Origin of the sequence: Bradyrhizobium sp. Arg237L, assembly GCF_029990105.1 — a bacterium.
In the GTDB taxonomy this organism is placed as follows: Bacteria; Pseudomonadota; Alphaproteobacteria; order Rhizobiales; family Xanthobacteraceae; genus Bradyrhizobium.
Genome location: NZ_JAQMIL010000018.1, coordinates 45,772 through 71,440 on the forward strand (window position 1 = coordinate 45,772; position 25,669 = coordinate 71,440).

Annotated in this window: 24 protein-coding genes; 13 read left to right on the top strand and 11 right to left on the bottom strand. The window is 62.1% G+C overall.

Features of this window, described 5'->3' with window-relative positions:
* The first annotated feature begins 154 nt into the window (after window positions 1-154).
* From OZ411_RS13445 to OZ411_RS13470, 6 genes are all read left to right on the top strand, one after another.
* Complete coding sequence (locus OZ411_RS13445) at window positions 155-709, top strand: sigma-70 family RNA polymerase sigma factor (RefSeq protein ID WP_282528325.1); 555 nt, start codon at window positions 155-157, stop codon at window positions 707-709.
* Window positions 681-1,454, top strand: a complete 774-nt coding sequence (locus OZ411_RS13450; RefSeq protein WP_282528326.1) for an anti-sigma factor — start codon at window positions 681-683, stop codon at window positions 1,452-1,454. The genes OZ411_RS13445 and OZ411_RS13450 overlap by 29 nt, the downstream gene beginning before the upstream one ends.
* A gap of 995 nt (window positions 1,455-2,449) precedes the next feature.
* On the top strand, window positions 2,450-4,708 hold the full coding sequence (locus tag OZ411_RS13455) for a fused MFS/spermidine synthase (protein WP_282528327.1): 2,259 nt from the start codon (window positions 2,450-2,452) through the stop codon (window positions 4,706-4,708).
* A 239-nt stretch (window positions 4,709-4,947) separates the two neighbouring features.
* Window positions 4,948-5,787: a fatty acid desaturase gene (locus tag OZ411_RS13460; protein WP_282528328.1), complete on the top strand. Its 840-nt coding sequence runs from the start codon at window positions 4,948-4,950 to the stop codon at window positions 5,785-5,787.
* Between the two features lie 58 nt (window positions 5,788-5,845).
* The gene (locus OZ411_RS13465) at window positions 5,846-7,228 is read left to right on the top strand and encodes an MBOAT family O-acyltransferase (RefSeq protein WP_282528329.1); all 1,383 of its coding nucleotides are present in this window, start codon (window positions 5,846-5,848) and stop codon (window positions 7,226-7,228) included.
* The gene (locus OZ411_RS13470; protein ID WP_282528330.1) at window positions 7,203-8,216 is read left to right on the top strand and encodes a hypothetical protein; all 1,014 of its coding nucleotides are present in this window, start codon (window positions 7,203-7,205) and stop codon (window positions 8,214-8,216) included. Before OZ411_RS13465 ends, OZ411_RS13470 begins: the two co-directional genes overlap by 26 nt.
* A 126-nt stretch (window positions 8,217-8,342) precedes the next feature.
* Here the strand turns inward: OZ411_RS13470 and OZ411_RS13475 are convergent, their stop codons facing one another.
* The 3 genes from OZ411_RS13475 to OZ411_RS13485 all read right to left on the bottom strand — a co-directional run bounded on the left by OZ411_RS13475 (window position 8,343) and on the right by OZ411_RS13485 (window position 11,393).
* Entirely contained in the window at window positions 8,343-10,064 is a 1,722-nt protein-coding gene (locus OZ411_RS13475; protein WP_282528331.1) for a fatty acyl-AMP ligase, read from the bottom strand.
* 31 nt (window positions 10,065-10,095) lie between these two features.
* Window positions 10,096-10,350, bottom strand: coding sequence for an acyl carrier protein (locus OZ411_RS13480; RefSeq protein ID WP_282528332.1), 255 nt, complete (start codon window positions 10,348-10,350; stop codon window positions 10,096-10,098).
* A gap of 269 nt (window positions 10,351-10,619) precedes the next feature.
* Window positions 10,620-11,393, bottom strand: coding sequence for a L,D-transpeptidase (locus tag OZ411_RS13485; protein ID WP_282528333.1), 774 nt, complete (start codon window positions 11,391-11,393; stop codon window positions 10,620-10,622).
* Window positions 11,394-11,681: 288 nt separating this feature from the next.
* Here OZ411_RS13485 and OZ411_RS13490 point away from each other — a divergent pair, with 288 nt between their 5' ends.
* Window positions 11,682-12,014 carry a hypothetical protein gene (locus OZ411_RS13490; RefSeq protein ID WP_282528334.1) on the top strand — a complete coding sequence of 111 codons (333 nt, stop codon included), beginning with the start codon at window positions 11,682-11,684 and terminating at the stop codon, window positions 12,012-12,014.
* A gap of 102 nt (window positions 12,015-12,116) precedes the next feature.
* Here OZ411_RS13490 and OZ411_RS13495 read toward each other — a convergent pair whose 3' ends face one another.
* From OZ411_RS13495 to OZ411_RS13515, 5 genes are all read right to left on the bottom strand, one after another.
* Window positions 12,117-12,878 (bottom strand): ABC transporter permease, encoded by a 762-nt coding sequence (locus tag OZ411_RS13495; protein ID WP_130578600.1) that lies wholly within the window; start codon window positions 12,876-12,878, stop codon window positions 12,117-12,119.
* A gap of 160 nt (window positions 12,879-13,038) precedes the next feature.
* Window positions 13,039-13,962 carry an ABC transporter ATP-binding protein gene (locus OZ411_RS13500; protein ID WP_282528335.1) on the bottom strand — a complete coding sequence of 308 codons (924 nt, stop codon included), beginning with the start codon at window positions 13,960-13,962 and terminating at the stop codon, window positions 13,039-13,041.
* A gap of 124 nt (window positions 13,963-14,086) precedes the next feature.
* Window positions 14,087-14,377: a type II toxin-antitoxin system HicB family antitoxin gene (locus OZ411_RS13505; RefSeq protein WP_282528383.1), complete on the bottom strand. Its 291-nt coding sequence runs from the start codon at window positions 14,375-14,377 to the stop codon at window positions 14,087-14,089.
* 8 nt (window positions 14,378-14,385) lie between these two features.
* Complete coding sequence (locus tag OZ411_RS13510; RefSeq protein WP_282528336.1) at window positions 14,386-14,580, bottom strand: type II toxin-antitoxin system HicA family toxin; 195 nt, start codon at window positions 14,578-14,580, stop codon at window positions 14,386-14,388.
* A gap of 76 nt (window positions 14,581-14,656) precedes the next feature.
* On the bottom strand, window positions 14,657-17,215 hold the full coding sequence (locus tag OZ411_RS13515) for a UvrD-helicase domain-containing protein (RefSeq protein WP_282528337.1): 2,559 nt from the start codon (window positions 17,213-17,215) through the stop codon (window positions 14,657-14,659).
* Window positions 17,216-17,452: 237 nt separating this feature from the next.
* On the opposite strand from OZ411_RS13515, the gene OZ411_RS13520 reads away from it, so the two are divergent.
* From OZ411_RS13520 to OZ411_RS13535, 4 genes are all read left to right on the top strand, one after another.
* Window positions 17,453-18,439, top strand: a complete 987-nt coding sequence (locus OZ411_RS13520) for a hypothetical protein (protein WP_282528338.1) — start codon at window positions 17,453-17,455, stop codon at window positions 18,437-18,439.
* 27 nt (window positions 18,440-18,466) lie between these two features.
* Window positions 18,467-18,712 carry a hypothetical protein gene (locus OZ411_RS13525; RefSeq protein WP_282528339.1) on the top strand — a complete coding sequence of 82 codons (246 nt, stop codon included), beginning with the start codon at window positions 18,467-18,469 and terminating at the stop codon, window positions 18,710-18,712.
* A 23-nt stretch (window positions 18,713-18,735) separates the two neighbouring features.
* Window positions 18,736-20,121 (top strand): phospholipase D-like domain-containing protein, encoded by a 1,386-nt coding sequence (locus OZ411_RS13530; RefSeq protein ID WP_282528340.1) that lies wholly within the window; start codon window positions 18,736-18,738, stop codon window positions 20,119-20,121.
* Window positions 20,122-20,292: 171 nt separating this feature from the next.
* The gene (locus OZ411_RS13535) at window positions 20,293-20,466 is read left to right on the top strand and encodes a DUF1328 domain-containing protein (RefSeq protein WP_282528341.1); all 174 of its coding nucleotides are present in this window, start codon (window positions 20,293-20,295) and stop codon (window positions 20,464-20,466) included.
* 89 nt (window positions 20,467-20,555) lie between these two features.
* Here OZ411_RS13535 and OZ411_RS13540 read toward each other — a convergent pair whose 3' ends face one another.
* Window positions 20,556-21,071: a thioesterase family protein gene (locus OZ411_RS13540; protein WP_282528342.1), complete on the bottom strand. Its 516-nt coding sequence runs from the start codon at window positions 21,069-21,071 to the stop codon at window positions 20,556-20,558.
* Window positions 21,072-21,153: 82 nt separating this feature from the next.
* Here OZ411_RS13540 and OZ411_RS13545 point away from each other — a divergent pair, with 82 nt between their 5' ends.
* Window positions 21,154-22,569, top strand: a complete 1,416-nt coding sequence (locus OZ411_RS13545) for an FAD-linked oxidase C-terminal domain-containing protein (protein WP_282528343.1) — start codon at window positions 21,154-21,156, stop codon at window positions 22,567-22,569.
* Between the two features lie 360 nt (window positions 22,570-22,929).
* Window positions 22,930-23,661, top strand: a complete 732-nt coding sequence (locus OZ411_RS13550; protein WP_282528344.1) for an NAD(P)-dependent oxidoreductase — start codon at window positions 22,930-22,932, stop codon at window positions 23,659-23,661.
* Between the two features lie 174 nt (window positions 23,662-23,835).
* Here OZ411_RS13550 and OZ411_RS13555 read toward each other — a convergent pair whose 3' ends face one another.
* Together OZ411_RS13555 and OZ411_RS13560 are read right to left on the bottom strand one after the other, a co-directional pair.
* Window positions 23,836-24,246 (bottom strand): cupin domain-containing protein, encoded by a 411-nt coding sequence (locus tag OZ411_RS13555; protein ID WP_080664018.1) that lies wholly within the window; start codon window positions 24,244-24,246, stop codon window positions 23,836-23,838.
* A 452-nt stretch (window positions 24,247-24,698) separates the two neighbouring features.
* Window positions 24,699-25,208, bottom strand: coding sequence for a lipocalin-like domain-containing protein (locus OZ411_RS13560; RefSeq protein WP_130583119.1), 510 nt, complete (start codon window positions 25,206-25,208; stop codon window positions 24,699-24,701).
* Window positions 25,209-25,669 lie beyond the last annotated feature (461 nt).

Here is a 25,669-nt window from a genome sequence, read left to right on the forward strand (position 1 = left end):
GAGGGCAAGCTAGAGCATGATCCGGGAAAAGTGGAAACCGGTTTTCCCTCGCGACAAACGCGAAGCGTTTGCGTGGGAAGATCATGCTCAAACAAAGAGATGAGATCATGATCCGATTGCGTCCAATCGGATCATGATCGAGGCGGAGTGCGCCATGGAAGACATGCTGAGGCAGGTCGAACCGTTGATACCCGCGCTCCGCCGCTATGCACGCGCACTGGTTCGCAACCGCGCGAATGCCGACGACCTGGTGCAGGATTGCCTGGAGCGTGCCGTCAGCCGCTGGTACCAGCGGCGCGACGGCGATGTCCGCGCCTGGCTCTTCACGATCCTGCATAACCTGGCGATCAATCAGTTTCGCCAGTCAGCGACGCGCGGCAGGCATGTCCCGATCGACAACACCAATGAGGATGATTTGGGCGAGGCCGCAGCGCAGGAACAAAAATTGATGTATCAGGACGTTCTGAACAAGCTCGCGAAACTTCCCGAAGACCAGCGTGCCGTACTGCTGCTTGTTGGCGTCGAAGACCTCTCCTATGCGGATGCCGCGAAGGTGCTCGATATTCCCGTGGGCACGGTGATGTCGCGGCTCTCTCGGGCGCGCGAAAGGCTGCGGCAGGAGATCGAAGGCACTGCGATCGATGCGCCAACCAACATTGTGTCAATACGGAGCGTGAAGAATGAGCCATCGACCGATCACGGAGGATGATCTCCACGCCTATGTGGACCGTGTCCTCGAACCGGAGCGGCAGGCAGAAGTCGCCGCTTATCTGGGTGATCATCCGGATGTCGCCAGACGCGTCGCCTCCTTCAGCGATCAGCGCGATCGGTTGCGCGCGGCGTTCGCGCCGATCGCCGAGGAACCCTTGCCGGCAGAGCTCAATCTGTCGCGCATCATCGAGCAGCGTTCGCGACGACCGTCGCCGGTTCGGTGGGCGATGGCGGCGATGCTGCTGTTGAGCATCGGTGGTCTCGGCGGCTGGTTCGTACGCGGCGCGCTGCAGACGTCGCCGAGCGGACTGGTTGCGCTCGCACAGGAGGCGGCCATCTCGTATAGCGTCTATGCACCGGATCGCGTCCGACCTGTCGAGGTTCGCGCGTCCGAGAGCGCTCAACTCGTGCAATGGCTCTCAGACCGGCTGCATCGGCCGGTGAAGGTGCCGGATTTGACCACGTCGGGCTACCGTCTGATGGGAGGGCGCCTTGTCGCCAGTTCGCATGGCCCCGCTGCAATGTTCATGTATGACGATGACCACGGGAGTCGGATTGTCGTGCTGACCCGACCGATGAGCAGTGCGGACCAGAACGCACCAATGACGCCCCAATCGCAGGACGGCGTTGGAGGCTTCGCCTGGGCAGACGACGGCGTGGGCTACAGTCTGATCGGCCCCGCCGCTCCGGAGTCCTTGAGGCCGATTGCAAATGAGGTTCGGAGACAGGCTCGTTCGATCTGAACGCGACGATTGTTCTGCGCCGGAATGACAGCCCCGTCATTGCGACCCGTTGGCTCGCAATGACGATGTGGATGCAGAGGGTGCGACATAACAACCCGTCGGGCAAATCAGCAAAAGTCTGTCCAGCCCTCGCGTAAAAAACATTCTGCTTTCACCGTCGGGCAAATCAGTGATTTAACTCCGCGCGTCTCAGCGCGAATGAGGGGCGGGTCGCGATCGTCACGAACGTTGCGGTGAGATGCGGTGGACGCGGCTGTTGCGACAGACGAACGCAACATCAGCGGACGGCGAAGTCGTGTGGTCCTGGCGCCCCGACGCTGGCGCTAAGCTTCTTACGAAGTGATGGTGGCAAGAAAGCCCGGTCACCGGGGAGAGCACGAAATAAGCCGTAACACCATCGCGCAGGGAAAGCCGGAATGCTTCGGTTGAACCTGTGGTCCTACCCCCGTGCTTTTTGTTGCACGGGACCCACGGGTGCAACCCGCACCCGGCTTTCCCTGCGCCCTCTGATCAATGAGAGGGTGGAACGAGATGCAAACCTCGGGCGCAAAACGCCGCGAGAATGCGGACACACATCTTCTCCGCTGTTTTGGAATCGTAGGATGGGTAGAGCGCAGCGAAACCCATCATTCGCGCGGCTTGCTCCATCGCGATGGGTTTCGCTGCGCTCTACCATCCTATGGATTTGCTGTTTGATATTTGAACCAGACCTCACCCGTGTCATTGCGAGCGCAGCGAAGCAATCCACGTCTCCACTTGCGGCGCTATGGATTGCTTCGCTGCGCTCGCAATGACGGGGGAGAGAGCGGTGGCATGGCGAGGTACCCAGTTATGAAACCGTCATGTCGGCGTGCTGCTGTTCCGCGCCGGCACATCGTCAAGTCCACGTTACCTGGTTACATTGCCGGCCATGCTGCCATATGCTCAATTGAAACCTCTGGCGTGCATTCGCCGGAAATCTCGCCGGCGTCCGCCGGACCCAAGCCGGAGCTTTCATGATTTCTAAGCCGTCCGCCGCGCGAAACCGGCTGGTATTGATCGCCTACACCACAGCGATCTTCGTCAGTGCGCTCCTGTTGTTCTCGGTGCAGCCGCTGTTCACCAAGATGGTGCTGCCGCGGCTCGGCGGCTCGCCGGCGGTGTGGTCGGTGGCGATGGTGTTCTTCCAGTCGCTGCTGCTCGCAGGCTACGCCTACGCGCATTACCTGATGAAGATGAACAACCGCGCCGCTCCGGTCGCGGTGCATCTGCTGCTTTTGGTCGCGGCCGTGCTGACGCTGCCGCTTGCGATCCGGAGCGGCTGGGGTGATCCGCCGACATCAGGTTACGCGTTCTGGTTGCTCGGCCTGTTCGCGGTCTCGATCGGCCTGCCGTTCTTCGCGCTCGCTGCCAACAACCCACTGCTGCAGGCCTGGTTCGTGCGCACCGGCCATCCCAACGGTCCCGATCCGTACTTCCTCTACGCATCCTCGAACATCGGCAGCTTCCTCGCGCTGTTGTCCTATCCGGTGCTGCTGGAGCCGATGTTCACGCTGCGCACGCAGAACCTGATCTGGACCGGTGGCTATGGCCTGTTGATCCTGCTGATCGCGAGCTGCGGCGTGCTGCTGTTGCGTTCGCCTGCGAGCGCGGCAGCGCTGAATTTGCCGGCCGATGATGCCGATGCGCCCGCGCCCTCCTGGCTGCTGCGCTTGCGCTGGATCTTCCTGGCCGCGGTGCCCTCGGGCCTTCTGATCGCGGTGACCGCGCATATCTCGACCGACGTCGCCGCAGCGCCGCTGCTCTGGGTCTTGCCGCTGTCGCTTTACCTCTTGACCTGGGTGCTGGTGTTCCAGTCGCGCCCGCTGTTTCCGCACAAATGGATGCTGATGCTGCAGCCGCTCGCGATCGCGGGCGTCGTCATCCTGCTTGCGGTCGGTGGCGAACAGAATCTGCTGCTGACGCTCGGCGGCCATCAGCTCTGCTTCTTCATCATCGCGATGGCCAGCCATGGCGAATTGGCGCGGACCCGGCCGGCGGCAAAATACCTTACCGGCTTCTACGTCGCGCTGTCGTTCGGCGGCATGGTCGGTGGCCTGTTCGCAGGCCTGATCGCGCCCTTCACCTTCTCCTGGGTGGCCGAATACCCGATCCTGCTTGCGCTCGCCGCGCTGTGCCGGCCTTCCGGGGATGAGCGGCTGCCGCGCTGGAGCGCCTGGTACTGGCCGTTCCTTGCCGTGCTCGCGGTGGCGCTGATCGCGCCGTCCTATTCAACCGGGACGCTGTTCAACTGGTTCGACGAGCGGCGGGCGTGGGTGATCGGCGCGGTCGGCGTGCTTTCGGCGCTGCTGGCGCTCGCGGTCAACGCCAACCGCTGGAAGATCTTCGCCACCGTCGTGGTCGCGCTGCTGCTGTTACGCGCTTACCCCTCCGATGAAGGGCGGGTCGAGACCGTGCGCAGCTTCTTCGGCGTGCACAAAATCGTGGTGACGCCGAACGGCCAGTATCACGTGCTGATGCATGGCACCACCATTCACGGCGCCGAGCGATTCAAGAATGACGACGGCACGCCGGCAACCGGGCGGCCCGAACCCATCACCTATTATCACAAGGACGGCGGTATCGGGCAGGCGATCACGGCGATGCGCGAGCGCAAGGGCGCTCCGCTCAGGGTCGCCGTGATCGGGCTCGGCTCGGGCACGCTCACTTGCGCCGCGGAGCCGGGCGAGCAATGGAAGTTCTTCGAGATCGACCAGACCATGGTCGATACCGCGCGCGATCCGAAGTATTTCACCTACATCCAGAATTGCGCCCCCGATCTGAAGCCGGTGATCGGCGATGCCAGGCTCACCTTCGCCCGCGAGCCGGATGGCATCTACGACCTCATCATCGTCGATGCCTATTCATCCGACGCGATCCCGATCCATCTGGCGACGGAGGAGGCGATGGCGATTTACAAGGCGAAGCTGGCGCCACAGGGCGCGGTGGTGATGCATGTCTCCAACCGCCACCTCGAGCTTTCCAGCGTCGTGGTCGGCATTGCCGAAGCCAACGACCTCAAGAGCTGGGTCTACAGCGAGGATTCCGGCCGCGACAGCGAATACATTTTCTCGACCTCGGTGGTAATCTCCGCACGCGAGGAGGACGATGTCGGCAAGCTCGCCTCGTCCGACCAGTGGAGCGAGACCGAGGCCGATGAAAAGCAGCAGGTCTGGACCGACGATTATTCCAACATCCTGGGCGCGGTTTACCGGCGATTGCGCGACGGCGAGTAGTGAGCTCGATATTTTTGCAACACCCGCCGCCCGCGTTCGCGGTTTGGCGCCATAACCCGCCGCAACGGTTGCGGCACGGGGGCGGACTCTATACTGATGGAACTTGTTTCCCAATTGTTCCATTAGTCATGCGCGACCATCGGATTATCCGGAGCCGGCATTTTCATCGATTGCAGCGGCGGCATTTCATCCTGTTTGATGTTTTGCCATTCATCGGGACATTGATCGCGGTTGCGGCCTTGTTCTACCGCCCCATCGGGGCGCTCGAAATCAGCCTGTTTTTTGGGATGTGGCTGGTCACGGGCCTCGGCCTCACCGTCGGCTATCACCGGCTGTTCACGCACCGCGCCTTCGCGACCGGCACGGCGGTGAGCGCGATGCTGATCATCATGGGCTCGATGGCCGGGCGGGGGCCAATGGTATCCTGGGCCGCCATGCATCGTCGCCACCATGAGGTCAGCGATCACGATGGCGACCTGCATTCGCCCAATCTGCATGGCGAGAGCTTCCTCGGCCGCCTGCGCGGCTTCCTGCATGCGCATTTGACCTGGATGATCGAGCATGATTATCCGAACGTCGCCCACTACGTTCCGGACCTGATGGCGCAGCCGACGCTGGTCCGGGTCAACAGCTATTATTACGTCTGGGTGCTGCTGGGGCTGTTGATCCCGACCGCCATTGGCGGGCTGGTCGCTGGCAGCCTGTGGGGCGCGGTGGCCGGGTTCCTCTGGGGCGGCGTGGTGCGCATGTTCGCGGTCGAACAGGCGATGTCGGCGATCAACTCCGTCATGCACACATTCGGCGCACGTCCCTACCGCACCAGGGGTGACAACAGCCGCAATCTCGGCGTAATGGCATGGTTGGCGTGGGGCGAGGGGTGGCACAACAATCACCATGCCTTCCCTTATTCGGCGGCGTTCGGGTTGCGATGGTTCGAATTCGATCCGGGCTATCTCTTCATCCGATTGCTCGCCGCGCTGGGACTGGCCTGGAATGTCAAGGTGCCGAGTGCGGAGAAGATCGCGCTGCGCCGGCTGCACGAGCCGGCGCCCGAACTGGCCGAGCTCGAGCACGGATAGTCGTCGGCTTCCGGCGGATAAGGTGAGTAACCCGGGTCATGCCTGAGATCGCCGGCTGATGCTGTTCAACGACTACCCCTTCCTGCTGGGCTTCCTGCCAGCGGCAATCCTGATCTATCGATTGGTCGATCCGCATCCGCAGTGGCGGATCTGGACGCTGGTCGCGATGTCGCTGGTCTTCTACGCCTACGGCAATCCGCCCTTCGTCCTGCTCCTGATCCTGTCGATCCTGATCAACTGGTTCGCGGCGATGACGTATGCCAGGACCAAGATGTCGTGGATCATCACCGCCGCAATCGTCGCCAATCTCGCCGTCCTCGGCTGGTTCAAATACGCCAACTTCCTCGCCTACAATATCGGCCTTGCGCTGGGCCGGCCGATGCCGGTGCTCGACATCGTGCTGCCGCTCGGCATCTCCTTCTTCACCTTCCACCACATCATGTATCTGGTCGACCTGCGCAAGGGAAAGGCGCCGACCTATTCGCTGAACCGCTACGCGCTCTACATTTCCTTCTTCCCGCAGGCGCTCGCCGGCCCGCTGGTGCGCTGGTCGCAGGTGATGGAGCAGTTCGGCAAGAAGGTCTATGCGCCGGGCTGGCAGCGCGAGTTCTGCATCGGCATCGCCTTCATCCTGATCGGGCTGGTCGAAAAGATCCTGCTCGGCGACCGCATCGCGCGGCTGATCGATCCGATCTATGCGCGGGCGCTTGAAGGGCCGGTGAGCAATGGCGACGCCTGGCTGGCGCTCGCCTTCGCCATCCAGATCCTCTACGACTTCGCCGGCTATTCCGACATCGCGGTCGGGCTCGGCCTCTTGTTCGGCGTCAAGCTGCCGTACAATTTCGATGCGCCGTTCCGTTCCACCAGCATCCAGGATTTCTGGCAGCGCTGGCACATCACCTTGATGACGTTCCTGCGCGAATACCTGTTCTTTCCGCTCGCCAACAAGCGCATGGTGCCGCGGCGCTTCTACCAACTGCAATATTTCGCCGTGATGGTGCTGACCATGGCGCTGTGCGGCCTCTGGCACGGCGCGAGCTGGACCTTCGTGCTGTGGGGCACGCTGCATGGCCTGGCGCTGGTCGTCTGCTCGCTGTGGCGCCGCTACGGGCCGCGGCTGCCTGCGCTCGTCGGATGGGCGCTGACGGTGATTTTCGTGCTGCTGACCGGCGTGTTCTTCCGCGCCGGCACGCTGGATGCAGCGTTGAACATCTTCCACGGCCTCGCCGGGCCGCCCAATCTGTCGGAGGGCAAGCATCTGTGGCCGCTCGTGGTCGTTCCGCTGATGGCGTTCCTGCTGCCGGCAACCCAGGACATCGTCGAACGCGTGATGCAGCGGCCGCGCCCCTGGCTTGGCGCGGTGGCCGGCCTCGGCCTGCTCGCCATCCTGATCGTGCTCGGAGAAGGGAACGTTCGTGGCTTCGCTTACTACCAGTTCTGACACGTCGCCCGAATGGGGCCGCTGCCTGGCCAACTGCGTCGGCACGCTCGTTGGCGGCTTGGTGCTGCTCTACGCGCTGATGATCCTGGTCGACCCCTATGACAGCGGAAGGTTCGGCGTGCTCGGCATCGATGGCGTCAACGATCGCAACACGCTCACCTCGGCGGCCAGCCGCGCGCGCGATCCCAATTTCGATTCCGCCATCATCGGCAATTCGACTGCGCAGATGCTTGAACCGACGGAGCTGTCAAAGGCGACCGGCCTGCGCTTCGTGCAGCTCTACATGACCGGCGCCAATCCGCACGAGCAGCTCATGCTGGTCGATTTTTTCCTGAAGCATCACAAGCGGGTGGGCGCATTTGTATTCGTCGTCGATCCCTGGTGGTGCCATCACGTCCCCATCCAATCGCCGCCGGGCACCTTCCCCGATTGGCTCTACAGCGAAAGCCCGCTCGTCTACGCGACGCACCTGCTGTCCTGGACCACGATCGAGCACACGTTCCAACGTTTCTCGATCGGCCTCGGCTGGCACCATCGCAGGGATCCCACCGGCTTCTTCAGCTACGAGGACATCTGGCTGCCCGGCACCTTCCGCGAAATCAGCCCGCCACGCGATCCGCTGCCTGCGGCCACCATCGCGGAGCGCGAGACGCTTCCCGACGTCGCGCGGCTCGATGCGCTGGTCAAGAGGCTTCCAGCCGAGACCAGTGTCGTCATCGTCGTGCCGCCGACCCTGCAAAGCAAGATGCCGCAGCCCGGCACGCCCGCCGCCGCGGACCGTGAGGCGTGTAACGCGGCTCTGAAGCGTGTCGTGGCCGGCCGGCCGAACAGCAATTTCATCAACTATCGCATCGACAACGCGCTGACCCGCGACCGTGCGAATTTTGCGGATTTCATCCACTACCGCCCGAGCATCGCGACCAAGATCATGGAAGGCATCGCCGCCAGCATCCGCGATGGCGAGGCGGCGAAGATCGACTTCAGATGATCGTTCTCCCTGTCATGCCCCGCGAAGGCGGGGGCATCCAGTAACCGGCGGCCTCTCGACTCAAGCACTACTGCCTCTGGAATACTGGATCGTCCGGTCAAGCCGGACGATGACCGCAAGAGCGAGTCAATCCGCGTCCGCGGCGAGATCCTCGAACCGGCCTTCGGACCACAGCCGGCGCGCCAGGCTGCGCTGGATCTTCCCGCTGGTGGTCTTGGGCAGCGTGCCCGGCCGGATCAGCACGATATGGCGTGCGAACAATTCGTGCTGGTCGGTGACGTGCTCGCGGATCAGGCCCTTCATTTCGGCGCCGTCGATCCTGTTGCGCTCGGTGCGCTCGACCTCCTGCACGACAACAAGCGTTTCATCGCTGTGCTCGTCCCTGACGGAGAACGCCGCGCCGCAATTGGCGCGCAGCGCGGTGTGCGCCGCCTGCACCGTGCGCTCGATATCCTGCGGATAGTGATTGATGCCCCTGACGATGATCAGGTCCTTGATCCGTCCGGTGATGAAGAGCTCACCCGTCCGATCAAGGAAGCCGAGGTCGCCGGTGCGCAGCCAGCTCGCGCTGTCGTCATCGTCCGCGATGCGCGCATGCAGGCCGGCCTTGGTCGCTTCCGGATTGTTCCAATAGGCGCCCGCGACATTAGCACCGTTCACCCAGACCTCGCCGACCTGGTCGACGGGCAGCCGCGCGCAGGTGTCGGGATCGACGATCGCGATCCGCTCGCCTTCGAGCGCGCGGCCGCAGCCGACCAGCATCTGGCTGTCCGCCGCGTCAGCCGGCGCTTCGGCCCGATGCGCCTGCAGCGCTGCACGGCTGACATCCCGCGTCACGTGGCCGGCGCCGCGGCTGCCGCCGGAGATCAGCAGTGTCGCTTCCGCCATGCCATAGGCCGGAAAGGTGGCGCGAGGATCGAAGCCGTGAGCGGCGAAGGTCTCGATGAATTGCTTGATCGTCTCGGCATGCACCGGCTCGGCGCCGTTGAGCGCAATCTTCCAGGAGGAGAGATCGACGCCCTGCATCTGGTCGGCGCGATAGCGGCTGACGCAGAGGTCGTAGCCGAAATTCGGGCAGCAGGCGACCTCGGCGCGATAATCGCTGATCGCGCGCAGCCAGTTGAGCGGGCGCTGGGTGAAGGCGTTCGGCGCCATCAGCACGCAGAGCGCACCGACATAGAGCGCCTCCAGCGTGTTCAGGATTAGCCCCATGTCGTGGTAGAGCGGCACCCAATTGACATAGGTCGACCGCTCGGTGTTGCCGAGCGAGATGCGGATCATCTCCAGATTGGCGAGCAGGTTGCCGTGGCTGACGGCGACGCCCTTGGGCTCGGACGTCGAGCCCGAGGTGTATTGCAGGAAGGCGATATCCTCTCGCGCTGGAAGCGGCAGATCGGCTGCGGGCTGCGCTGGCGTCGTATCGAGATCGACGGCCAGCCAGTGCAGGCCTTCGCGCGAAAATCGCTCCTGCAGATCGCCGCGGATGGCGAAGGCCGAACTGGTGAGCGCGATCGCAGGTTCGCAATTGGCCATGATCGCGGCGCTGGAGTCGCGCGCACTCTGCCGCCGCGGCATCATCATCGGCACCGCGATCACGCGCGCTATCAGGCAGCCGAAGAAGGCGACGACGAATTCGAGCCCCGGCGGAAACACCAGCATCGCGCGATCGCCGGGCCGGGTGACTTCGCCAAGCCGCGCCGCCAGCGCGCTGGCGGCGTCATGCAACTCGCGAAAGGTGAGGACGGCTTCCTCCGCCCCGCGGTCGGAGAGGAAGATGTAGGCGCGCGCATCGGGCTGCGTTTCCGCCCGCTTTGCCAGCAGCGCCACCAGCGAGGAAAACGTCTCCATCTTGGCCAATGATATCCGGCGGTAGTGAGGATCAGGCAGCGGAGCGGGCCGCGAGCTTTTCAGCGAGGTAACGCGACAGCGCGTCGACGGTCGGATAGTCGTAGAAGTCGTCGGTCGAAAGCTCGAGGTCGAGCTTCTCCTCGAGTTCCATCATGACATAGACGACCATCGCCGAATCGAGCCCGAGTCGGTTGAATTTGGTATCGGTCTTGACCCGGTCCTTCGCGATCCGCAGCACTTTAGCGAGCGAAGCAACGCAAAAACCGGATATTTCTTCTTGTGTCATGGGAAATCCAGCGAAACAACTAGACACAATACGGACACGGCGGGCGTTGTCAATTTGGGCTCACGCAGGCGTGTTGATGGCGATCGTGCACGAATCCGGACGTGCAGGATGGCGTCGGCGTAAAGCGGACTTTCAGGGGAATGCGAGGCGTTTGCGCGAAGATCGTGCGCAGGCAAGAATGAGGCACAAAAAAGAAATTGGGCGCAGAAAGATAAAGAGCGGGATGATGAAGCCATCCCGCTCTGACGTCTCGACCAACTCGGCGCTGGTCAATCCTGGTATGTGAAGAACCCGCGCGGGCGTGGCGGGTAGTAGTAGCCTTGCGGCGCCGGCACGTAGCGGTCGGAATACTGTTGCGGTTGCTGCGGCTGGCGATAGTAGGTCTGCGTATCGTAGACGCGGCGGCTGCGCGGCGCCGGATACACCTGCGCGTTGGAGCTGCCGTCGGCGGGATAGATGTAGCCGTCGTCGGCGCGGGCCTGCGGCAATTGCTGCTGCTGTTGCGGTGTGATCATCACAGGATCGCCAGCGGCATCGCCAAATTGCTGCTCGTACTGCGGCGCGCGGCGGGCAACCGCGGTGTTGCCGCGCTTCGGATTGCGCGCCAGCGCCACCTGCGAGGAGCCGGTCAGCGTCACCGTGGCGTTGAGCACGCCTTGCTCCTGCACCAGCGCGTAGAGCGTCGCCGCATGTTCGCGCGACAATCGCACGCAGCCATGGGAGGCGGGGCTGCCGAGGCGGTTGATGGAGTCGGTGCCGTGGATCGCGTGCCCGATCTTGGTGAAGAAGATCGAGTGCGGCATCGGCGCGTCGTCGAATTCCTTGGAGTAATGGTCTTCCTCCATGCGGAAAGTGCGGAAGCTGCCGTTCGGCGTCTCGTAGGAGGGGATGCCGGTCGAGACCGGCCAGTGATACCGCTCGACGCCGTCGACCGCGACGGTCATCTGCTGGTTATCCTTGTCGACGGTGATGGCGACTTTGGCCTGTGCGGCGCCGGCAAAAGCCAGCGTCAGGGCGGTGAAAGCAACGAGGAACGTACGCATCTTACCTTGGCCCTCCAGGCCTACCATTGCAGCGCCGCGGTTCTCCGTCCCCGGCATCCAATATGCCCGGAATCCGGCTCGGGTTCCAGTAGCCCGGCTATGCATCGTTAATATAACGAGCGGCGCAAGCAAGGCGTCATCGGAGAAATCCGGCGCCGGCCTGCTGACTTTTTCGCGAGTTGTGAGCGGACGACTCGAATTCGTCACAGACGCGCAACCATTTGGCCGCAAGGGCGTTTCACACTCCCGCCTGACGGTACAATTTGCCGTGCATTTTTGGGAATTGTGATGAAGAAGACCAAGGTCAAGACGCCGGCGCTGCCTGATGTCACGCCGGTGCGGCTCGTGCTTGCGGCCGCCGCCATCATCCTTGCATTGCTTGCGATGCCTCATCTAGGACATGCCCAGGGCATCGTTCGCGGCGCGCACGAGGGAGCCTACGAGGGCAATCGGATCGCCGGTCCGGTCGGCGGCGTGGTTGGGGGTGCCGTTGGCGCCGGCGTCGGCGGTGCCGTGGGTGCGGTCAACGGCGTGCTCGGCATTCCCAATCGCGGCTGGCACCGTGGCCATCGCTGCCGCGGCTACTACACCCGCTCGGGCCATTTCCGCTGCTATCGCTGATCACGGTAGCCCGGATGGAGCGAAGCGCAATCCGGAGACGGTGCCGCGAGCTGTGACAGCGTTCCCGGATTGCGCTGCGCTTCATTCGGGCTACGACGCCGATCAATGCTTGAGCCGGTAGCCCGTCCGGAATATCCACCAGACGATCGCCAGGCAGGTGGCGAGGAAGCCCAGGGTCATGCCGAGACTCAGGCCGACGCCGACATCGGCGATCCCATAGAAGCTCCAGCGGAAGCCCGAGATCAGGTAGACCACGGGGTTGAGCAGGGTGATGGTGCGCCAGCCCGAGGGCAGCATGTTCACGGAATAGAAGCTGCCGCCCAGGAACGTCAGCGGCGTCACCACCAGCATCGGGATCATCTGCAGCTTCTCGAATCCATCGGCCCAGATGCCGATGATGAAGCCGAACAGGCTGAAGGTGACGGCAGTCAGCACCAGGAAGGTCAGCATCCAGATCGGGTGATTGATGTGCAGCGGCACGAACAATCCGGCCGTCGCCATGATGATGAGCCCGAGGATGATCGACTTCGTCGCGGCCGCCCCGACATAGCCGATGATGATCTCGAAATAGGAGATCGGCGCCGAGAGGATTTCATAGATCGTGCCGACGAATTTCGGGAAATAGATGCCGAAGGATGCGTTGGCGATGCTCTGCGTCAGCACCGACAGCATCACGAGCCCGGGCACGATGAAGGTGCCGTAGCTGACGCCCTCGACCTCCGTGATGCGCGAGCCGATCGCGGCGCCGAATACCACGAAGTAAAGCGAGGTCGACACCACTGGCGAGACGATGCTCTGCAACAGCGTGCGCCAGGTGCGCGCCATTTCGAACAAATAGATTGCGCGGATCGCCCGATAATTCATGGTGTCCTCACCAGCGCTCTGATTTCGAAGTTCGCACGCGTTCGCGGAGCCTCCAATGCGAACTTCGAAATCAGAGGAGCGCTAGCAAATCTATGATTCTGGTGCGGCATTAAAGTTTGAAGTTCCTATGACGAGGGTGCGGCAAACCCTGATAGGAACTTCAAACTTGCCGCACCAGGCTGACGAAGATGTCTTCGAGCGAAGACTGGCTGGTCTCGAGGTCGGAGAAACGGATTCCGGCGTTGCGGAGATCGCCGAGCAGGCTTGTGATGCCGGTGCGTTCGCCCGCGGTGTCGTAATCATAGATCAGCTCGGTGCCGCCTTCCGAGAGCACGAGATGATAGGCCGCAAGCGCAGGCGGAATGGCGTCGATCTTGTGCGCCAGATGCAGCTTGAGCTGCTTCCTGCCGAGCTTCTCCATCAGCTTGGCCTTGTCCTCGACCAGGACGATCTCGCCCTTGTTGATGACGCCGATGCGGTCGGCCATCTCCTCGGCTTCCTCGATGTAATGCGTGGTCAGGATGATGGTGACGCCGGCATCTCGCAGCGTCCGCACCACTTCCCACATGCCCTTGCGCAGCTCGACGTCGACGCCGGCGGTCGGCTCGTCCAGGAACAGTATCTGCGGCTCGTGCGACAGCGCTTTCGCGATCATCACGCGCCGCTTCATGCCGCCCGACAGCGTGATGATCTTGGAATCCTTCTTCTCCCAGAGCGAGAGGTCCTTCAGCACCTTCTCGATATGAGCGGGGTTCTTCGGCTTGCCGAACAGGCCGCGGCTGAAGCTCACGGTCGCCCATACCGTCTCGAACGAATCGGTGTGCAGTTCCTGCGGCACGAGGCCGATCATCGCGCGGGCGGCGCGGTAGGACTTGATGATGTCGTGGCCGTTGACCGAGACGCTGCCTTCACTCGGATTGGCGATGCCGCAGACGATGCTGATCAGCGTGGTCTTGCCGGCGCCGTTCGGCCCGAGCAGGGCAAAAATCTCGCCGCGCCGGATATCGAGATTGATCTTGTTCAGCGCCCTGAAACCGGAGCCGTAGACTTTTGAGAGATTGGAAACGGAAATGATCGGCGACATGGCTAACGGTGATGGGCTGGCGGGAAAAGTACAGGGAACGCGACGTTGCGCCGCGCGAGAGGAGGGGCGGCCAGTACATAGGTACGCTTGGCTGGTTCTGCAATCCGTCGAAACGACGATCAGTTCACTCCGCCGCGTAAGCGCGCGCGGGTAATTCAATCAGGGCGACCATATAGGTCTTTATGTCGTTCGCGATCTCCGGCTCGGCCTTCAGCTCGGTCAGTGTTCGCGGACGCGGCAGCGACTTGCCGTCATTTTCAAGGCTTTCCGCATAGAGCTGCAAGGCCTCCGGCGCATTGCGCAAGGCTTCATCGATATCATCGCCGCCGGAAGTGCAGCCGGGCAGATCCGGAAACCAGACACCCACGCTGTGCTCAGGTCCGGCGTCCTCAACAATCGCGACGTAGTGAGCCATGGCCAACCTCAATCGGGCTTCCAGCCTGCACCTTTATAGATGGCGCGCACCAGTCCTTTCCCCAAGTCCTTCTTTGGGTGCGGAATGACCAGCGTTTCGCCGGATATGGGATTCTTGAACACGTGGTGCGAACCGGTAACGCGAACAAGTATCCATCCTTCCCGCTCCAGGCGGCGTATGATCTCGCGGCTGTTGGTCAACATGAAACCCCTCCCTGGATCATGTAGACCTTAAAGCCTGTTCTGCCGGCATTAAGTGAGCGACCCGCAGGACACCCTCTTACACCCGCTCCACGAAACTATCGACCACCTTTTTCTCGCCGGCCTTCTCGAAGGCGATGGTGAGTTTGTTGCCGTCGATCTTCACCACATGGCCGTAGCCGAATTTCTGGTGGAACACGCGGTCATCGAGCGAAAATTCCGAAACCGTGCCGGTGGATTTCGCCACCAGTTCGCCTTCGATCACCATCGGGCCGCGCTTGTTGCGGCCGAAACCGCCGAACGGCGATTGCTCCTCGTCGAATCCGCCGCGTGAGCCGCCGCGGTTCTGGTTGCGGGCGCGGTTGGCCTGGGCGCGCTGCCAACCGGGTGTCGTGTAGCTCGAGCCGAAGGCTTCGACATTGTCGAAGCGCGAGGGGCCGTAGCCGCCGGCGCCGCCCCAGCCGGAGCCACCCTTGGATTCCGTGATCTCGACATTATGCGCCGGCAATTCGTCGAGGAAGCGCGAGGGGATCGTGGTCGACCAGGTGCCGTGGATGCGGCGGTTGGTGGCGAAATAGATTTTTGCCCGGCGCCGCGCGCGAGTCAGCCCGACATGGGCGAGGCGGCGCTCTTCCTCGAGGCCCGCGCGGCCCTGCTCATCCAGCGTGCGCTGGCTTGGAAACAGGCCTTCCTCCCAGCCGGGCAGGAAGACGTTGTCGAACTCCAGGCCCTTGGCGGAATGCAGCGTCATCAGCGACACAGCCTCGTCGCCGGCTTCGCCGTCGCGGTCCATCACCAGCGAGATGTGCTCGAGGAAGCCTTGCAGGTTCTCGAACTCTTCCATCGAGCGAATGAGCTCTTTGAGGTTGTCGAGCCTGCCGGCAGCGTCCGCCGAGCGGTCCTTCTGCCACATCTCGGTGTAGCCGCTCTCGTCGAGCACGATCTCGGCCAGTTCCGTGTGCGAGGTCACCTCGCTCTGCGCCCGCCAGCGGTCGAATTGCTGCACGACACCGCGTAGGCTCCCACGCGCCTTCGGCTTCAACTCGTCGGTCTCCGCTACGGCGCGCGCGGCCTCGAACAGCGGAATGCGGCGCTTGCGGGCGTGGTCGTGCAAGAGCTGCACGGTGGCATCGCCGAGCCCGCGCTTCGGCACATTGATGATGCGCTCGAAGGCGAGATCGTCGGCGGGTGAATTGATCGTGCGCAGGTAAGCCAGCGCATCGCGGATTTCGGCGCGCTCATAGAAGCGCGGGCCGCCGATCACGCGATAGGGCAGGCCAAGCGTGACGAAGCGGTCTTCGAACTCGCGCATCTGGAACGAGGCGCGCACCAGGATCGCGATCTCGTTCAAATTCTCGCCGGCGCGCTGCAGATCCTCGATCTCCTCGCCGATCCCGCGCGCTTCCTCCTCCGAATCCCAGGAGCCGGTGACGGTGACCTTCTCGCCATCCTGATCCTCGGTGCGCAGGGTCTTGCCGAGCCGGCCTTCATTGTGCGCGATCAGATGCGAGGCGGCGGCGAGGATGTGGCCGGTCGAGCGATAGTTGCGTTCGAGGCGAATGACTTTTGCGCCGGGAAAATCGTGCTCGAAGCGCAGGATGTTGTCGACCTCGGCACCGCGCCAACCGTAGATCGACTGGTCGTCGTCGCCGACGCAGCAGATGTTCTTGGGTGGAGTGGATGCAGAAGAGGTGACCTCCGTCATTCCGGGATGCGCTGAAAGCGCAGACCCGGAATCTCGAGATGAGTTCACTTCATCTCCGGATTCCGGGTTCGCATCTTCGATGCGCCCCGGAATGACGGTAGAGAGAGGAGCCGACTTGGGCGACGGCGCCTGCGACAGCAGCCGCAGCCAGAGATACTGCGCGACGTTGGTGTCCTGATATTCGTCGACCAGGATGAACTTGAAGCGGTTCTGGTATTGCCTGAGCACATCCGGGTTCTCGCGGAACAGGCGGATGTTCTCGAGCAGGAGATCGCCGAAATCGGCCGCGTTGAGGATCTTCAGCCGTTCCTGATAGCTCGCATAGAGCTTGCCGCCCTTGCCGTTGGCGAAGCTCGCCGCTTCGCCGGCCGGCACCTGCGACGGCGTCAGGCCGCGGTTCTTCCAGGTGTCGATCAGTCCGGCCAGCATCCGCGCCGGCCAGCGCTTGTCGTCGATGTTCTCGGCCTGCAGCAGTTGCTTCAACAGGCGCACCTGGTCGTCGACGTCGAGCACGGTGAAGTTGGATTTGAGCTGCACCAGCTCGGCATGGATGCGCAGGATGCGGCCGGCGATCGAGTGGAAGGTGCCGAGCCACGGCATGCCTTCGACCGCCTGGCCGAGCATCTGGCCGAGCCGCAGCTTCATCTCGCGGGCCGCCTTGTTGGTGAAGGTCACCGACAGGATCTCGTGCGGCCGTGCGCGGCCCTGGCTCAGGATATGGGCGATACGGGTAGTCAAGACCCGCGTCTTGCCGGTGCCGGCACCGGCCAGAACCAGCACCGGACCGTCCAGCGTCTCCACCGCCTCGCGCTGCTCCGGATTGAGCCCTGCAAGGTATTGCGGGCTTGCCGCCGCACGGGCGCGCGCGGCGATGCCGCCGGGCACTGGCGAGGCCGCCGGAGCAGGGGCGTGGGGCTTGCGCAGATCAGTCAATAACGAAGTCCTTGATTCTCAAGTCGATAACATGGCACTCGCGCCGCCGGTTTGCGAGGGCAGTATGGCCAACAAAAGGCCGGCTTTCGGCGTGCCACGGGCGTCGCCAAAAGGCCAGCCGGGATCGCAATAGTTTCATCAAGATTCGATTGACTGGCGGGCGCGTAGGCTTGCCAAAATGCTAATCTCAACTCAAGATTGTTGAATTCGCCGGCTTGCATCTCTGGGGGAGGCGTCATGGCAAGGAACGATACTCCGAAGGAACTGCTTGATGCGCTCAACCTGGTCAGCGGCGAGAAGGGAGCCCGGCCGGAATCCTTGGGGCTGCTCGAGGCAAGGCATGTTGAGCGAGTGCGGACCGTCTTCGAAGATCCCAACATCGTCGGCATCGGAATTGCGGACAAGATCACCGAGAAGAAAGACACCGGCGAACTGAGCGTGTGCTTCTACGTCGAAAAGAAGATCGCCAAGAGCCGGATGAAGAGCCAGAAGATGATCCCTCCCGTTCTGAGTGTGCCGGGTCGCAAGGCGGTATTCACCGATGTCCAGGCGATCGGAAAGGTTCGTCCCCAGGTCAACAAGCAGAGGTCGCCGCTGCTCAGCGGCTATAGCATCGGAAATCTGACGGATACGGGAACCCTTGGGGCGATCGTCAAGAAGGGGAAGAAGCTGTTCGTGCTCAGCAATTCCCACGTGCTTGCCAAGAGCGGATTGGGGAAGGTCGGCGACAAGATCGTCTTTCCCGGCGAGTCCGACAATGGCGGCAGGGATCAGGTCGTCGCGACATTATCCGCTATCCTGAAGTTCAAGACCGGTGACGATTTTCTCAACCGCGTGGATGCGGCTCTCGCCGAGATCGATCAGGACTTTCTCGACAAGATAGATTTTTCCATACGCGGAGCGGCTTCTCCCTTTGCGACCACCAATCCGGTGCGCGGGATGAAGATCGTCACGCGCGGACGGACGTCGGAAGATGCCGATGGCGAAGTCCAGGACGTCCACTTCAGGATCGTCATGCCCTATCCGGGCCTCGGCAAGATCGGGTTCCTGGACCAGGTGAAGTGCACGCATTATTCGAAGCCTGGCGATTCCGGCGCAATCATCGTCGACAAGGCAAGCAAGAAGATCGTCGGTTTGCACTTTGCCGGGTCGGGTGCCGCGAGTATCTTCAATCCGATTGCCGAGGTCATGAAGGCGCTGAAGTTCCGCTTCGTGAAAGCATGAGAAGCGGACCGGCCATGCGGATTGGTGATGGCGAACGAGCAACAGGCCAACAAGGCACGCGAACTCAACAGTCGCGAACTGCTGAAATGCGGCGCCCACGCCATCGGCGTGGAGGCGGGGAAGGATCACGGCAAGCGCGGCTGGGTCGTCGTCGCGCATGTCGCTCCGGAAGCCGACGTGCCGCTGCCTCCCACGCTTACCGTCGCGACGAAAAAGGGGGACGTCCAGGTGCCGCTGGTCTGCGTAAAGAGCGAGCCTTTCAAACCGGAATGATTCTCGCAAACATGGGGGATAAAATGCCGAGCTTCGTATTGCGCCAATCGATGCTCAAGCATCGCGGGCCGTTTCTTGCCGAACCGCAGAGCGTTCGGGCCGAGGGCGATCGCGTGGTGCCGGTCCGGACCGACGTCTTCATGCCGGAAATGGTTCCGCGCAACTGCCATCTCGAAGAATACGAGAAAGTCAGGGTTCCCGCGGTCGACGTCGATCAGGAAATCATCGCCTATTGCTCGCCGGATTCGACTTTCGCGGTGACCAAGAAGCTGTTTGACGATGCGAAGAGGTCGATCCTGATCGGCATCTATGACTTTTCCGCCGAGTATATCAAGCAGCTCGTGCTGGATGCGCTCGCGCGCGGCGTCAAGGTCAAGCTCATGCTCGATATCGACAGCAAGGATGAGCAGGAGCTGTTCGACGACCTGAACGATGCCGGGGTCGACGGCGTGCCGGCACCATCGTGCGCCAGTCATCGGGTGCACTTCTTCATCTCATCGCACGAGAAGGTGATCGTCATCGATGGCGAATGGTGCATCGTGCAGAGCGGTAACTACAGCGAGAACAGCATACCCCTCAACGTGAAGGACGGCGGCGATCCCGCTCACTTCCGGCCCGGCAATCGCGACACCGGCCTGGCGATCCGCTCCAGGAAACTTTCGAAATTCTTCACCGGCATTCTCGAAAGCGACATGAATCTCGAGCTGACGGGACCGGAAGCGCTGGCTCAGGCCATTGCAGCGGCCAACGCTTTCATGATCGAGCGGGCGCCGACGAAGATCCCGGCCAAGCTGTTTCCGAGCAAGACTTTCAAGCTCACCAAGCCGCTTGCCGTTCAGCCGGTCCTCAGTCCGGACAACTACATGCAGGTGATCCCGGGGAAGCTTCGGGCGGCAAAGAAGTCGGTATTGATCGAGCAGCAATACATTCGTGGCAAGCAGCCTGACATCCAGAAATTGCTGACGGCAATTGCGGACGCGCGAAAGCAGAACAAGAAGCTGGATATCCGCATCATTCTCGGCAAGGTCTTCGGCAAGGAGGATCTCGACGCCGAGAAGAAAAACCTGGCGCTGCTAAAGCAGCAGTTCGGCCTCGTGGCCGGCAAGAACATACGATACATCGATACGACCCGCTTCGTGCATTGCCATAACAAGATGATCCTGGTCGATGGCCAGGATGTCCTGGTCAGTTCGCAGAACTGGTCCGATTCCGCCGTCTCCAAGAATCGCGAGGCCGGCGTATGGCTCTCTCATCCGGGCATCTGCGATTACTTCACGCAGATATTCGAGGGCGATTGGAAGACTGCGCGCAATGCGCCGACAGCTCCCGCCAAGGAGATCGTTGAGCCTGAGTCGCTGCGCGCCGGCGGATACGTCAGGGTGGCTCCCGCCGACTATCAGGAGGTGTAACAGCAGCGAAGGCCCGACCCTGCCGCCTCCAAAGCGTGGTTTTGTTCCGTGAGCAGCGGCAAATTTCGCGCTTCCACCCCACGGAACCATCGTTTTTTGGGCGGATTGTTTCCTTGAGTTTGGCGCGATGGTCAATCGCGTCGGTGGAAACGGAAAGCAGAGGGTTTGGCCATGCTAAGCTGGGTCGTAACGTTTTTGATCATCGCGTTGATCGCGGGTGTTCTGGGCTTCGGCGGCATCGCCGGCGTCTCCATCGAGATCGCCAAGACGATCTTCTTCATCGCCATCATCCTGTTCCTGATCTCGGCAGTCGTCGGCTTGGTGCGCGGCCGCTCAAGGGTCTAGGTGGATATTTGGTTGGCGCATGATCTCTGCGCAAACGCGTGGCGTTTGTCGCGGGAAAACCGGTCCCCACTTTTCCGGATCATGCGCTCCTAACGTGAGGGCATCGCCACGCTGCGGCCGATGCCCTCGGGGCGCGGGACCAACGCATGGATATCTGCGATCGCCTTGATGCGGGCGCGGATATCGGATGGGAATGGGGCGACCTTGCGCGAGTTCATGTCGATATGCAGCGACATGTTTTCGGAGGTCGCCGAGATCCAGCCTTCGGTCGCGTGGCGCAGCTCCTCGAAGGTGTGCAGCCGCTTGTCGTCGGCGCCAAGCAGATAGACCGTGACCTGGACGGGATCGCCGAGATTGATCTCGCGCAAATAGCGAACGTGGCATTCCGCGGTAAAGGTCGACCCTTGGCGCTCTTTCTTGTAGGCGAGCCCGATGCCGAGCTGCAGCCAGATCTCGTCGATGGCGCGGTCGAACATCACGTTGTAATAGGCCATGTTGAGGTGGCCGTTATAGTCGATCCATTGCGGCTCGACCTGCATCACCGAGGACAGGAACGGGGCGGAGGGCAGCTTCGTGTCCCTGGCGGCATTAACGGTCGTCATCATGCATTCCTGTTTGTTTGTGTCGTGCTCTTGACCCCTTATATAACCTTTGCCACGGTCGGCTGAAGCCGGGAGGAAATTTCACGTGGCGACTACGATTTCGAACAACCCAGCGCGTCCGGAGCCGCAGGCCCTCAAGGGCGCGATCGACGCGCTGGCGGCGCGCTTCGGCAACCGCCTGATCACCTCGCAGGCGGTGCGCGACCAGCACGCCCACACCACGACCTGGCTGCCGCCGCAGCCGCCGGATGCGGTGGTGATGGCGCAGGAGACCGCCGACATCCAGGACGTGGTGCGGATCTGCGCCAAACATCGTGTTCCCGTGATTGCCTTCGGCACCGGCACCTCGCTGGAGGGGCAGGTGAACGCGCCGGCCGGCGGCATCTGCGTCGATCTGCGCGACATGAACCGGGTGCTCGCCGTGCATGCCGAGGACCTCGACTGCGTGATCGAGCCCGGCGTCACGCGCAAGGCGCTCAACGAGTATCTGCGCGACCAGGGCCTGTTCTTCCCGATCGATCCCGGCGCCGACGCCTCGCTCGGCGGCATGGCCTCGACGCGCGCCTCCGGCACCAATGCGGTCCGCTACGGCACGATACGGGAGAACGTGCTCGCGCTGAAGGTCGTGCGCGGCGACGGCGAGATCATCATCACGGGCACGCGGGCGAAGAAATCCTCCGCCGGCTACGACCTGACGCATCTGTTCGTCGGTGCCGAGGGCACGCTCGGCATCATCTCCGAGCTCACGATCAAACTACGCGGCATCCCCGACACGATCGCGGCCGCCGCATGTTCGTTCGAGACCGTGCGCGGCGCCTGCCAGGCGACGATCCTGGCGATCCAGACCGGCATCCCCGTCGCCCGCATCGAGCTCTTGAATGCGGCGCAGGTGAAGGCGTGTAACGCCTATTCGAAACTGACGCTGCCGGAGACGCCGCTGTTGCTGCTTGAGTTCCACGGCAGCGAGGCCGAGGTCGCCGAACAGTCGAAGAACTTCAAGGAGATTGCCTCCGAATGCGGCGGGCTCGGTTTCACCTGGACCACCAAGCCGGAAGACCGCACAAAGCTCTGGCAGGCGCGGCATGACGCCTATTGGGCGGTGAAGGCGCTGCGGCCCGGCTCAGGCGTGGTCGCGACCGACGTCTGCGTGCCGATTTCGCGGCTCGCCGATTGCGTCACCGAGACGGAAGAGGATCTGAAGCGGCTCAATTTGCTCTCGCCGATCGTCGGCCATGTCGGTGACGGCAATTTCCATTGTTCGATGGTTTGCGATGTCGATAATGCCGACGAGATGGCGCGCGGCGAGGAATTCATGCATCGCCTGGTCGAGCGCGCGCAGGCGATGGGCGGCACCTGCACCGGCGAGCATGGTATCGGGCAGGGCAAGCAGAAATATCTCGAAGCCGAGCTTGGACCCGAGGCGCTCGACGCCATGCGCGCACTGAAGAAGGCGCTCGACCCGCAGAATATCTTCAATCCGGGCAAGATCGTGCCGGCGTAGCCAGAGGATACGTTTCGCAACGCGCTTCAACGCCGGTTATGCGCGGAGTAAATTTCGAGGCGAAACGATATGGCCGTCCGGCAAGACCAGCACGCGGCCTTTCGGCGTCACAGCGGACATGGCTGGACTTGCCGCTGGATTGCCCCTGTAGCGAATGACCCCCAACGGACATTCGGACGGCCGTTCAGGTAAGGTTCCGGGGCTGCCAATCTGTTCCAATGCGCGGCTGTGTCCGTATTTGTCCGCCGTCTCCAAAGTTGATTTTCACTGAAACGGAACGATTGCCCGCCCTCCGCTTGAATCGGAAAGTACTTGGCGCGCAGCGCCCACTTGGGCGCACGGTTCAACGGAGTAACGGTGATGGGTTACAGAATCTTCCTTGCCGGCGCGTCCGGAGCCATCGGCAGGCGCCTGACGCCGCTCCTGCACGGCGCTGGCCATTACGTCTGTGGCAGCACCAGATCGGAAGCGAATGCCGACGCGCTGCGCGCGCTCGGGGCTGACCCGGTCGTGGTCGACGTCTTCGACGCGCCGGCGCTATCACGCGCCGTCGCATCAGCACGCCCCGATGTCGTGATCCATCAGCTCACCGACCTCCCGAAGGATCTTAATCCACGCGAGATGGGAGCAGCGATCGTTCGCACCGCCCGCATCCGTAGCGAGGGAACGCGGAACCTCGTCAGGGCCGCAATTGCGGCGGGGGCGCACCGATTGGTGGCGCAAAGCATCGCGTGGGCCTACACGCCGGGGCCCGAGCCGCACGCGGAGACAGACCCGCTCGATACCGGGGCCAAGGGAGAGAACGGTATCAACATGCAGGGAGTAATCGCGCTGGAAGATCTCACTTTAAAATCGCCGCCGCTCGAGGGCGTCGTCCTTCGCTACGGCCAGCTTTATGGCCCCGGAACCGCTTCGGACCGGCCCTCAAACTCTGCGCCCATTCATGTGGATGCGGCGGCTTATGCCGCTCTGCTGGCCATCGACCACGGCGACCCGGGCATCTATAACATCGCGCAGTCCAACAGACACGTTGCGACCGAAAAGGCACGCGCCGAGCTGGGTTGGACTCCTGATTTTCGTCTTCCGGCCTGACGATTTTCGCACGCGGTCCAGCGCTCAGGCCGTGGCGATGCCTCGGCGCCCGCGACGTTGTGGCGCGTCGCTTGCCAGGCGAGACCGAAAGTGATGGGTGCGCAGTCAGAACGGCGCTGATGACCCGATGCGGACATAAACCCACGCCCTTTCCTCGCCCGACGTCAAAAAGCGCTATTTATGTCCACGCCCTACTAGGATGGTTGGTGGCGCGCCTTTAACTTTTACATAGAAGACAAGTAGTTTTGCGGCCTGCGTCGCACTGGCGTTGCGGCTCACAATGTGGACGTCCGTAGGCGCTTCATAAAAGACCTCACCGGTATTTACGGTTTTTGGGGCTTCACCTTCTACCTGCGTGACGACGCTCCCCTCCAAAACATAGACGAAGAGATCTGCATTATGCCGATGCGGCTCCGAGACTTCGCCCGGAGCGAAGTCGACGACTTCGACCATACCTTCCTTCCCAGGAAAGTCGGGAAGCTCTTTGGCCATCAAAGTTGTTGCTTTTCCGGTCCCTGCGTTGGCGCCAGTAAATGGAGCTGTGGTGCCAAGTGCGAGCAACAGAGAGAGCGCTAATCTGTTCATTGTATGAGCCTTTCCCTTAGAGTGAGCCAGTCTTTAGGCGGTCGCGTACTCGTTAGACTTCATGAACTATTTTGGTTAGGTCCATGATCTACCTCGTGAACTACAACATGAGCGGAAATGCGGGCGGCGGATTGTAAGCCGTATAGACCCTTTTACGAATTGCTCACCGGGAAGGAGTTGCCTTGGCCTAAGGCCGCCTCAGTTGTCGGCCTCTTCCATATCAGGATGTCGCCCATTGGCCCGGCGCGGCTGTTGGCGCCGCGCAGGATATTTGCGAAGATCGGGGGCAACCGGAAGTCCCTGCCGTGAGGCCAAGCGGCGCTTCTGACCCGATTCGGACACCGTGTGCTGACCCACTCACTCGATCACTTCGGGGTACCGAGGCTTGGCTTGCCGGGTCGGGGGAGCCGAGTTCTGAAACCGGTGCCCGTGGCGACAGATTGACCAAAAGATCACTTGGTTGCGCTTGTTGCGCGCTTCAGAGTCACCACAGCAGTACCCCCACGGGATGCCGGTGTAGGGTTCTTATACGTGAGCTCGTCGCCGTTGATCGCGATGAAACGCTTCTGATTCGAATTGTCCCACGCGGGAAAGCTGCCGCCGATAACATGTAAGGATATTGAATGTTCAGATTCATTGACTTTGTAGTCGCCAAACATCGCGATTAGCCCCTCCAGAGCGGCTTCGCTTTCCCCGGCGGTCGGAAAGTCGCGGCGGGCATATTTTGGCCGTCCCGGACGCATGAGATTGATTGAGAAGTGATCTGCTGCATCGAACATGAAATATCCTTTCGGATCGGAACCAAATATTTGCGTTGTTTTCCCGGTCCTTTCATTCACGTTTACAAATGAAATGACGCTCCAAGTGCCTACAAGCTGCTGTTTGAGCGGATCTGCGGCTCCCGCAGATAACGTGCCGCATGTAAGAGCTGCGGCTATCGGAATTGACCATAGTGCTTTCATGGTGCTCCCTCCGGTTTTCAGGAACGTTCCATCTATGAGGGTTGTGGGCTGGCCGCCCAGCTTAGTCTGAGCCTCGAAATCATTGTACGGGGCACTCTGCGGTCAGTGGGGCAATTCATCCCACAATACCGCACCGACGGCCAGCACGGGATTGACCACACCAAGACGCGGGCATGCGTTCGAAAAAGGCAATCGGCCACGCTACGAGCCACTCCGGAGGTTGTTCCAGGTGCGCCCACGATCATGTCGGCGATCTGGCGAAGCCGTCGAGCGAGAAGGCCGGGGCCTGTGGTGCAAGACAGGACAGCGGTCGTTGGAGCGTTCGGCGTGCCTAGCGTTGCTTATGATCGCGAGAAAGCCGGCAACGAAGGTCCGGTTCTGGCCCATTGCGTCATTTCGTTACGATGCGGAATTTTGGTCGCTACCGGGGACATGGCGGACATTGGCAAGCCTGCACCAAG

Excerpts from the sequence above, each read along its gene's own strand:
- OZ411_RS13445 (WP_282528325.1), top strand. The coding sequence starts at position 155 with ATGGAAGACATGCTGAGGCAGGTCGAACCGTTGATACCCGCGCTCCGC.
- OZ411_RS13450 (WP_282528326.1), top strand. The coding sequence starts at position 681 with ATGAGCCATCGACCGATCACGGAGGATGATCTCCACGCCTATGTGGAC.
- OZ411_RS13455 (WP_282528327.1), top strand. The coding sequence starts at position 2,450 with ATGATTTCTAAGCCGTCCGCCGCGCGAAACCGGCTGGTATTGATCGCC.
- OZ411_RS13465 (WP_282528329.1), top strand. The coding sequence starts at position 5,846 with ATGCTGTTCAACGACTACCCCTTCCTGCTGGGCTTCCTGCCAGCGGCA.
- OZ411_RS13475 (WP_282528331.1), bottom strand. The coding sequence starts at position 10,064 with ATGGAGACGTTTTCCTCGCTGGTGGCGCTGCTGGCAAAGCGGGCGGAA.
- OZ411_RS13480 (WP_282528332.1), bottom strand. The coding sequence starts at position 10,350 with ATGACACAAGAAGAAATATCCGGTTTTTGCGTTGCTTCGCTCGCTAAA.
- OZ411_RS13485 (WP_282528333.1), bottom strand. The coding sequence starts at position 11,393 with ATGCGTACGTTCCTCGTTGCTTTCACCGCCCTGACGCTGGCTTTTGCC.
- OZ411_RS13490 (WP_282528334.1), top strand. The coding sequence starts at position 11,682 with ATGAAGAAGACCAAGGTCAAGACGCCGGCGCTGCCTGATGTCACGCCG.
- OZ411_RS13495 (WP_130578600.1), bottom strand. The coding sequence starts at position 12,878 with ATGAATTATCGGGCGATCCGCGCAATCTATTTGTTCGAAATGGCGCGC.
- OZ411_RS13500 (WP_282528335.1), bottom strand. The coding sequence starts at position 13,962 with ATGTCGCCGATCATTTCCGTTTCCAATCTCTCAAAAGTCTACGGCTCC.
- OZ411_RS13505 (WP_282528383.1), bottom strand. The coding sequence starts at position 14,377 with ATGGCTCACTACGTCGCGATTGTTGAGGACGCCGGACCTGAGCACAGC.
- OZ411_RS13510 (WP_282528336.1), bottom strand. The coding sequence starts at position 14,580 with ATGTTGACCAACAGCCGCGAGATCATACGCCGCCTGGAGCGGGAAGGA.
- OZ411_RS13520 (WP_282528338.1), top strand. The coding sequence starts at position 17,453 with ATGGCAAGGAACGATACTCCGAAGGAACTGCTTGATGCGCTCAACCTG.
- OZ411_RS13525 (WP_282528339.1), top strand. The coding sequence starts at position 18,467 with ATGGCGAACGAGCAACAGGCCAACAAGGCACGCGAACTCAACAGTCGC.
- OZ411_RS13530 (WP_282528340.1), top strand. The coding sequence starts at position 18,736 with ATGCCGAGCTTCGTATTGCGCCAATCGATGCTCAAGCATCGCGGGCCG.
- OZ411_RS13535 (WP_282528341.1), top strand. The coding sequence starts at position 20,293 with ATGCTAAGCTGGGTCGTAACGTTTTTGATCATCGCGTTGATCGCGGGT.
- OZ411_RS13540 (WP_282528342.1), bottom strand. The coding sequence starts at position 21,071 with ATGATGACGACCGTTAATGCCGCCAGGGACACGAAGCTGCCCTCCGCC.
- OZ411_RS13550 (WP_282528344.1), top strand. The coding sequence starts at position 22,930 with ATGGGTTACAGAATCTTCCTTGCCGGCGCGTCCGGAGCCATCGGCAGG.
- OZ411_RS13555 (WP_080664018.1), bottom strand. The coding sequence starts at position 24,246 with ATGAACAGATTAGCGCTCTCTCTGTTGCTCGCACTTGGCACCACAGCT.
- OZ411_RS13560 (WP_130583119.1), bottom strand. The coding sequence starts at position 25,208 with ATGAAAGCACTATGGTCAATTCCGATAGCCGCAGCTCTTACATGCGGC.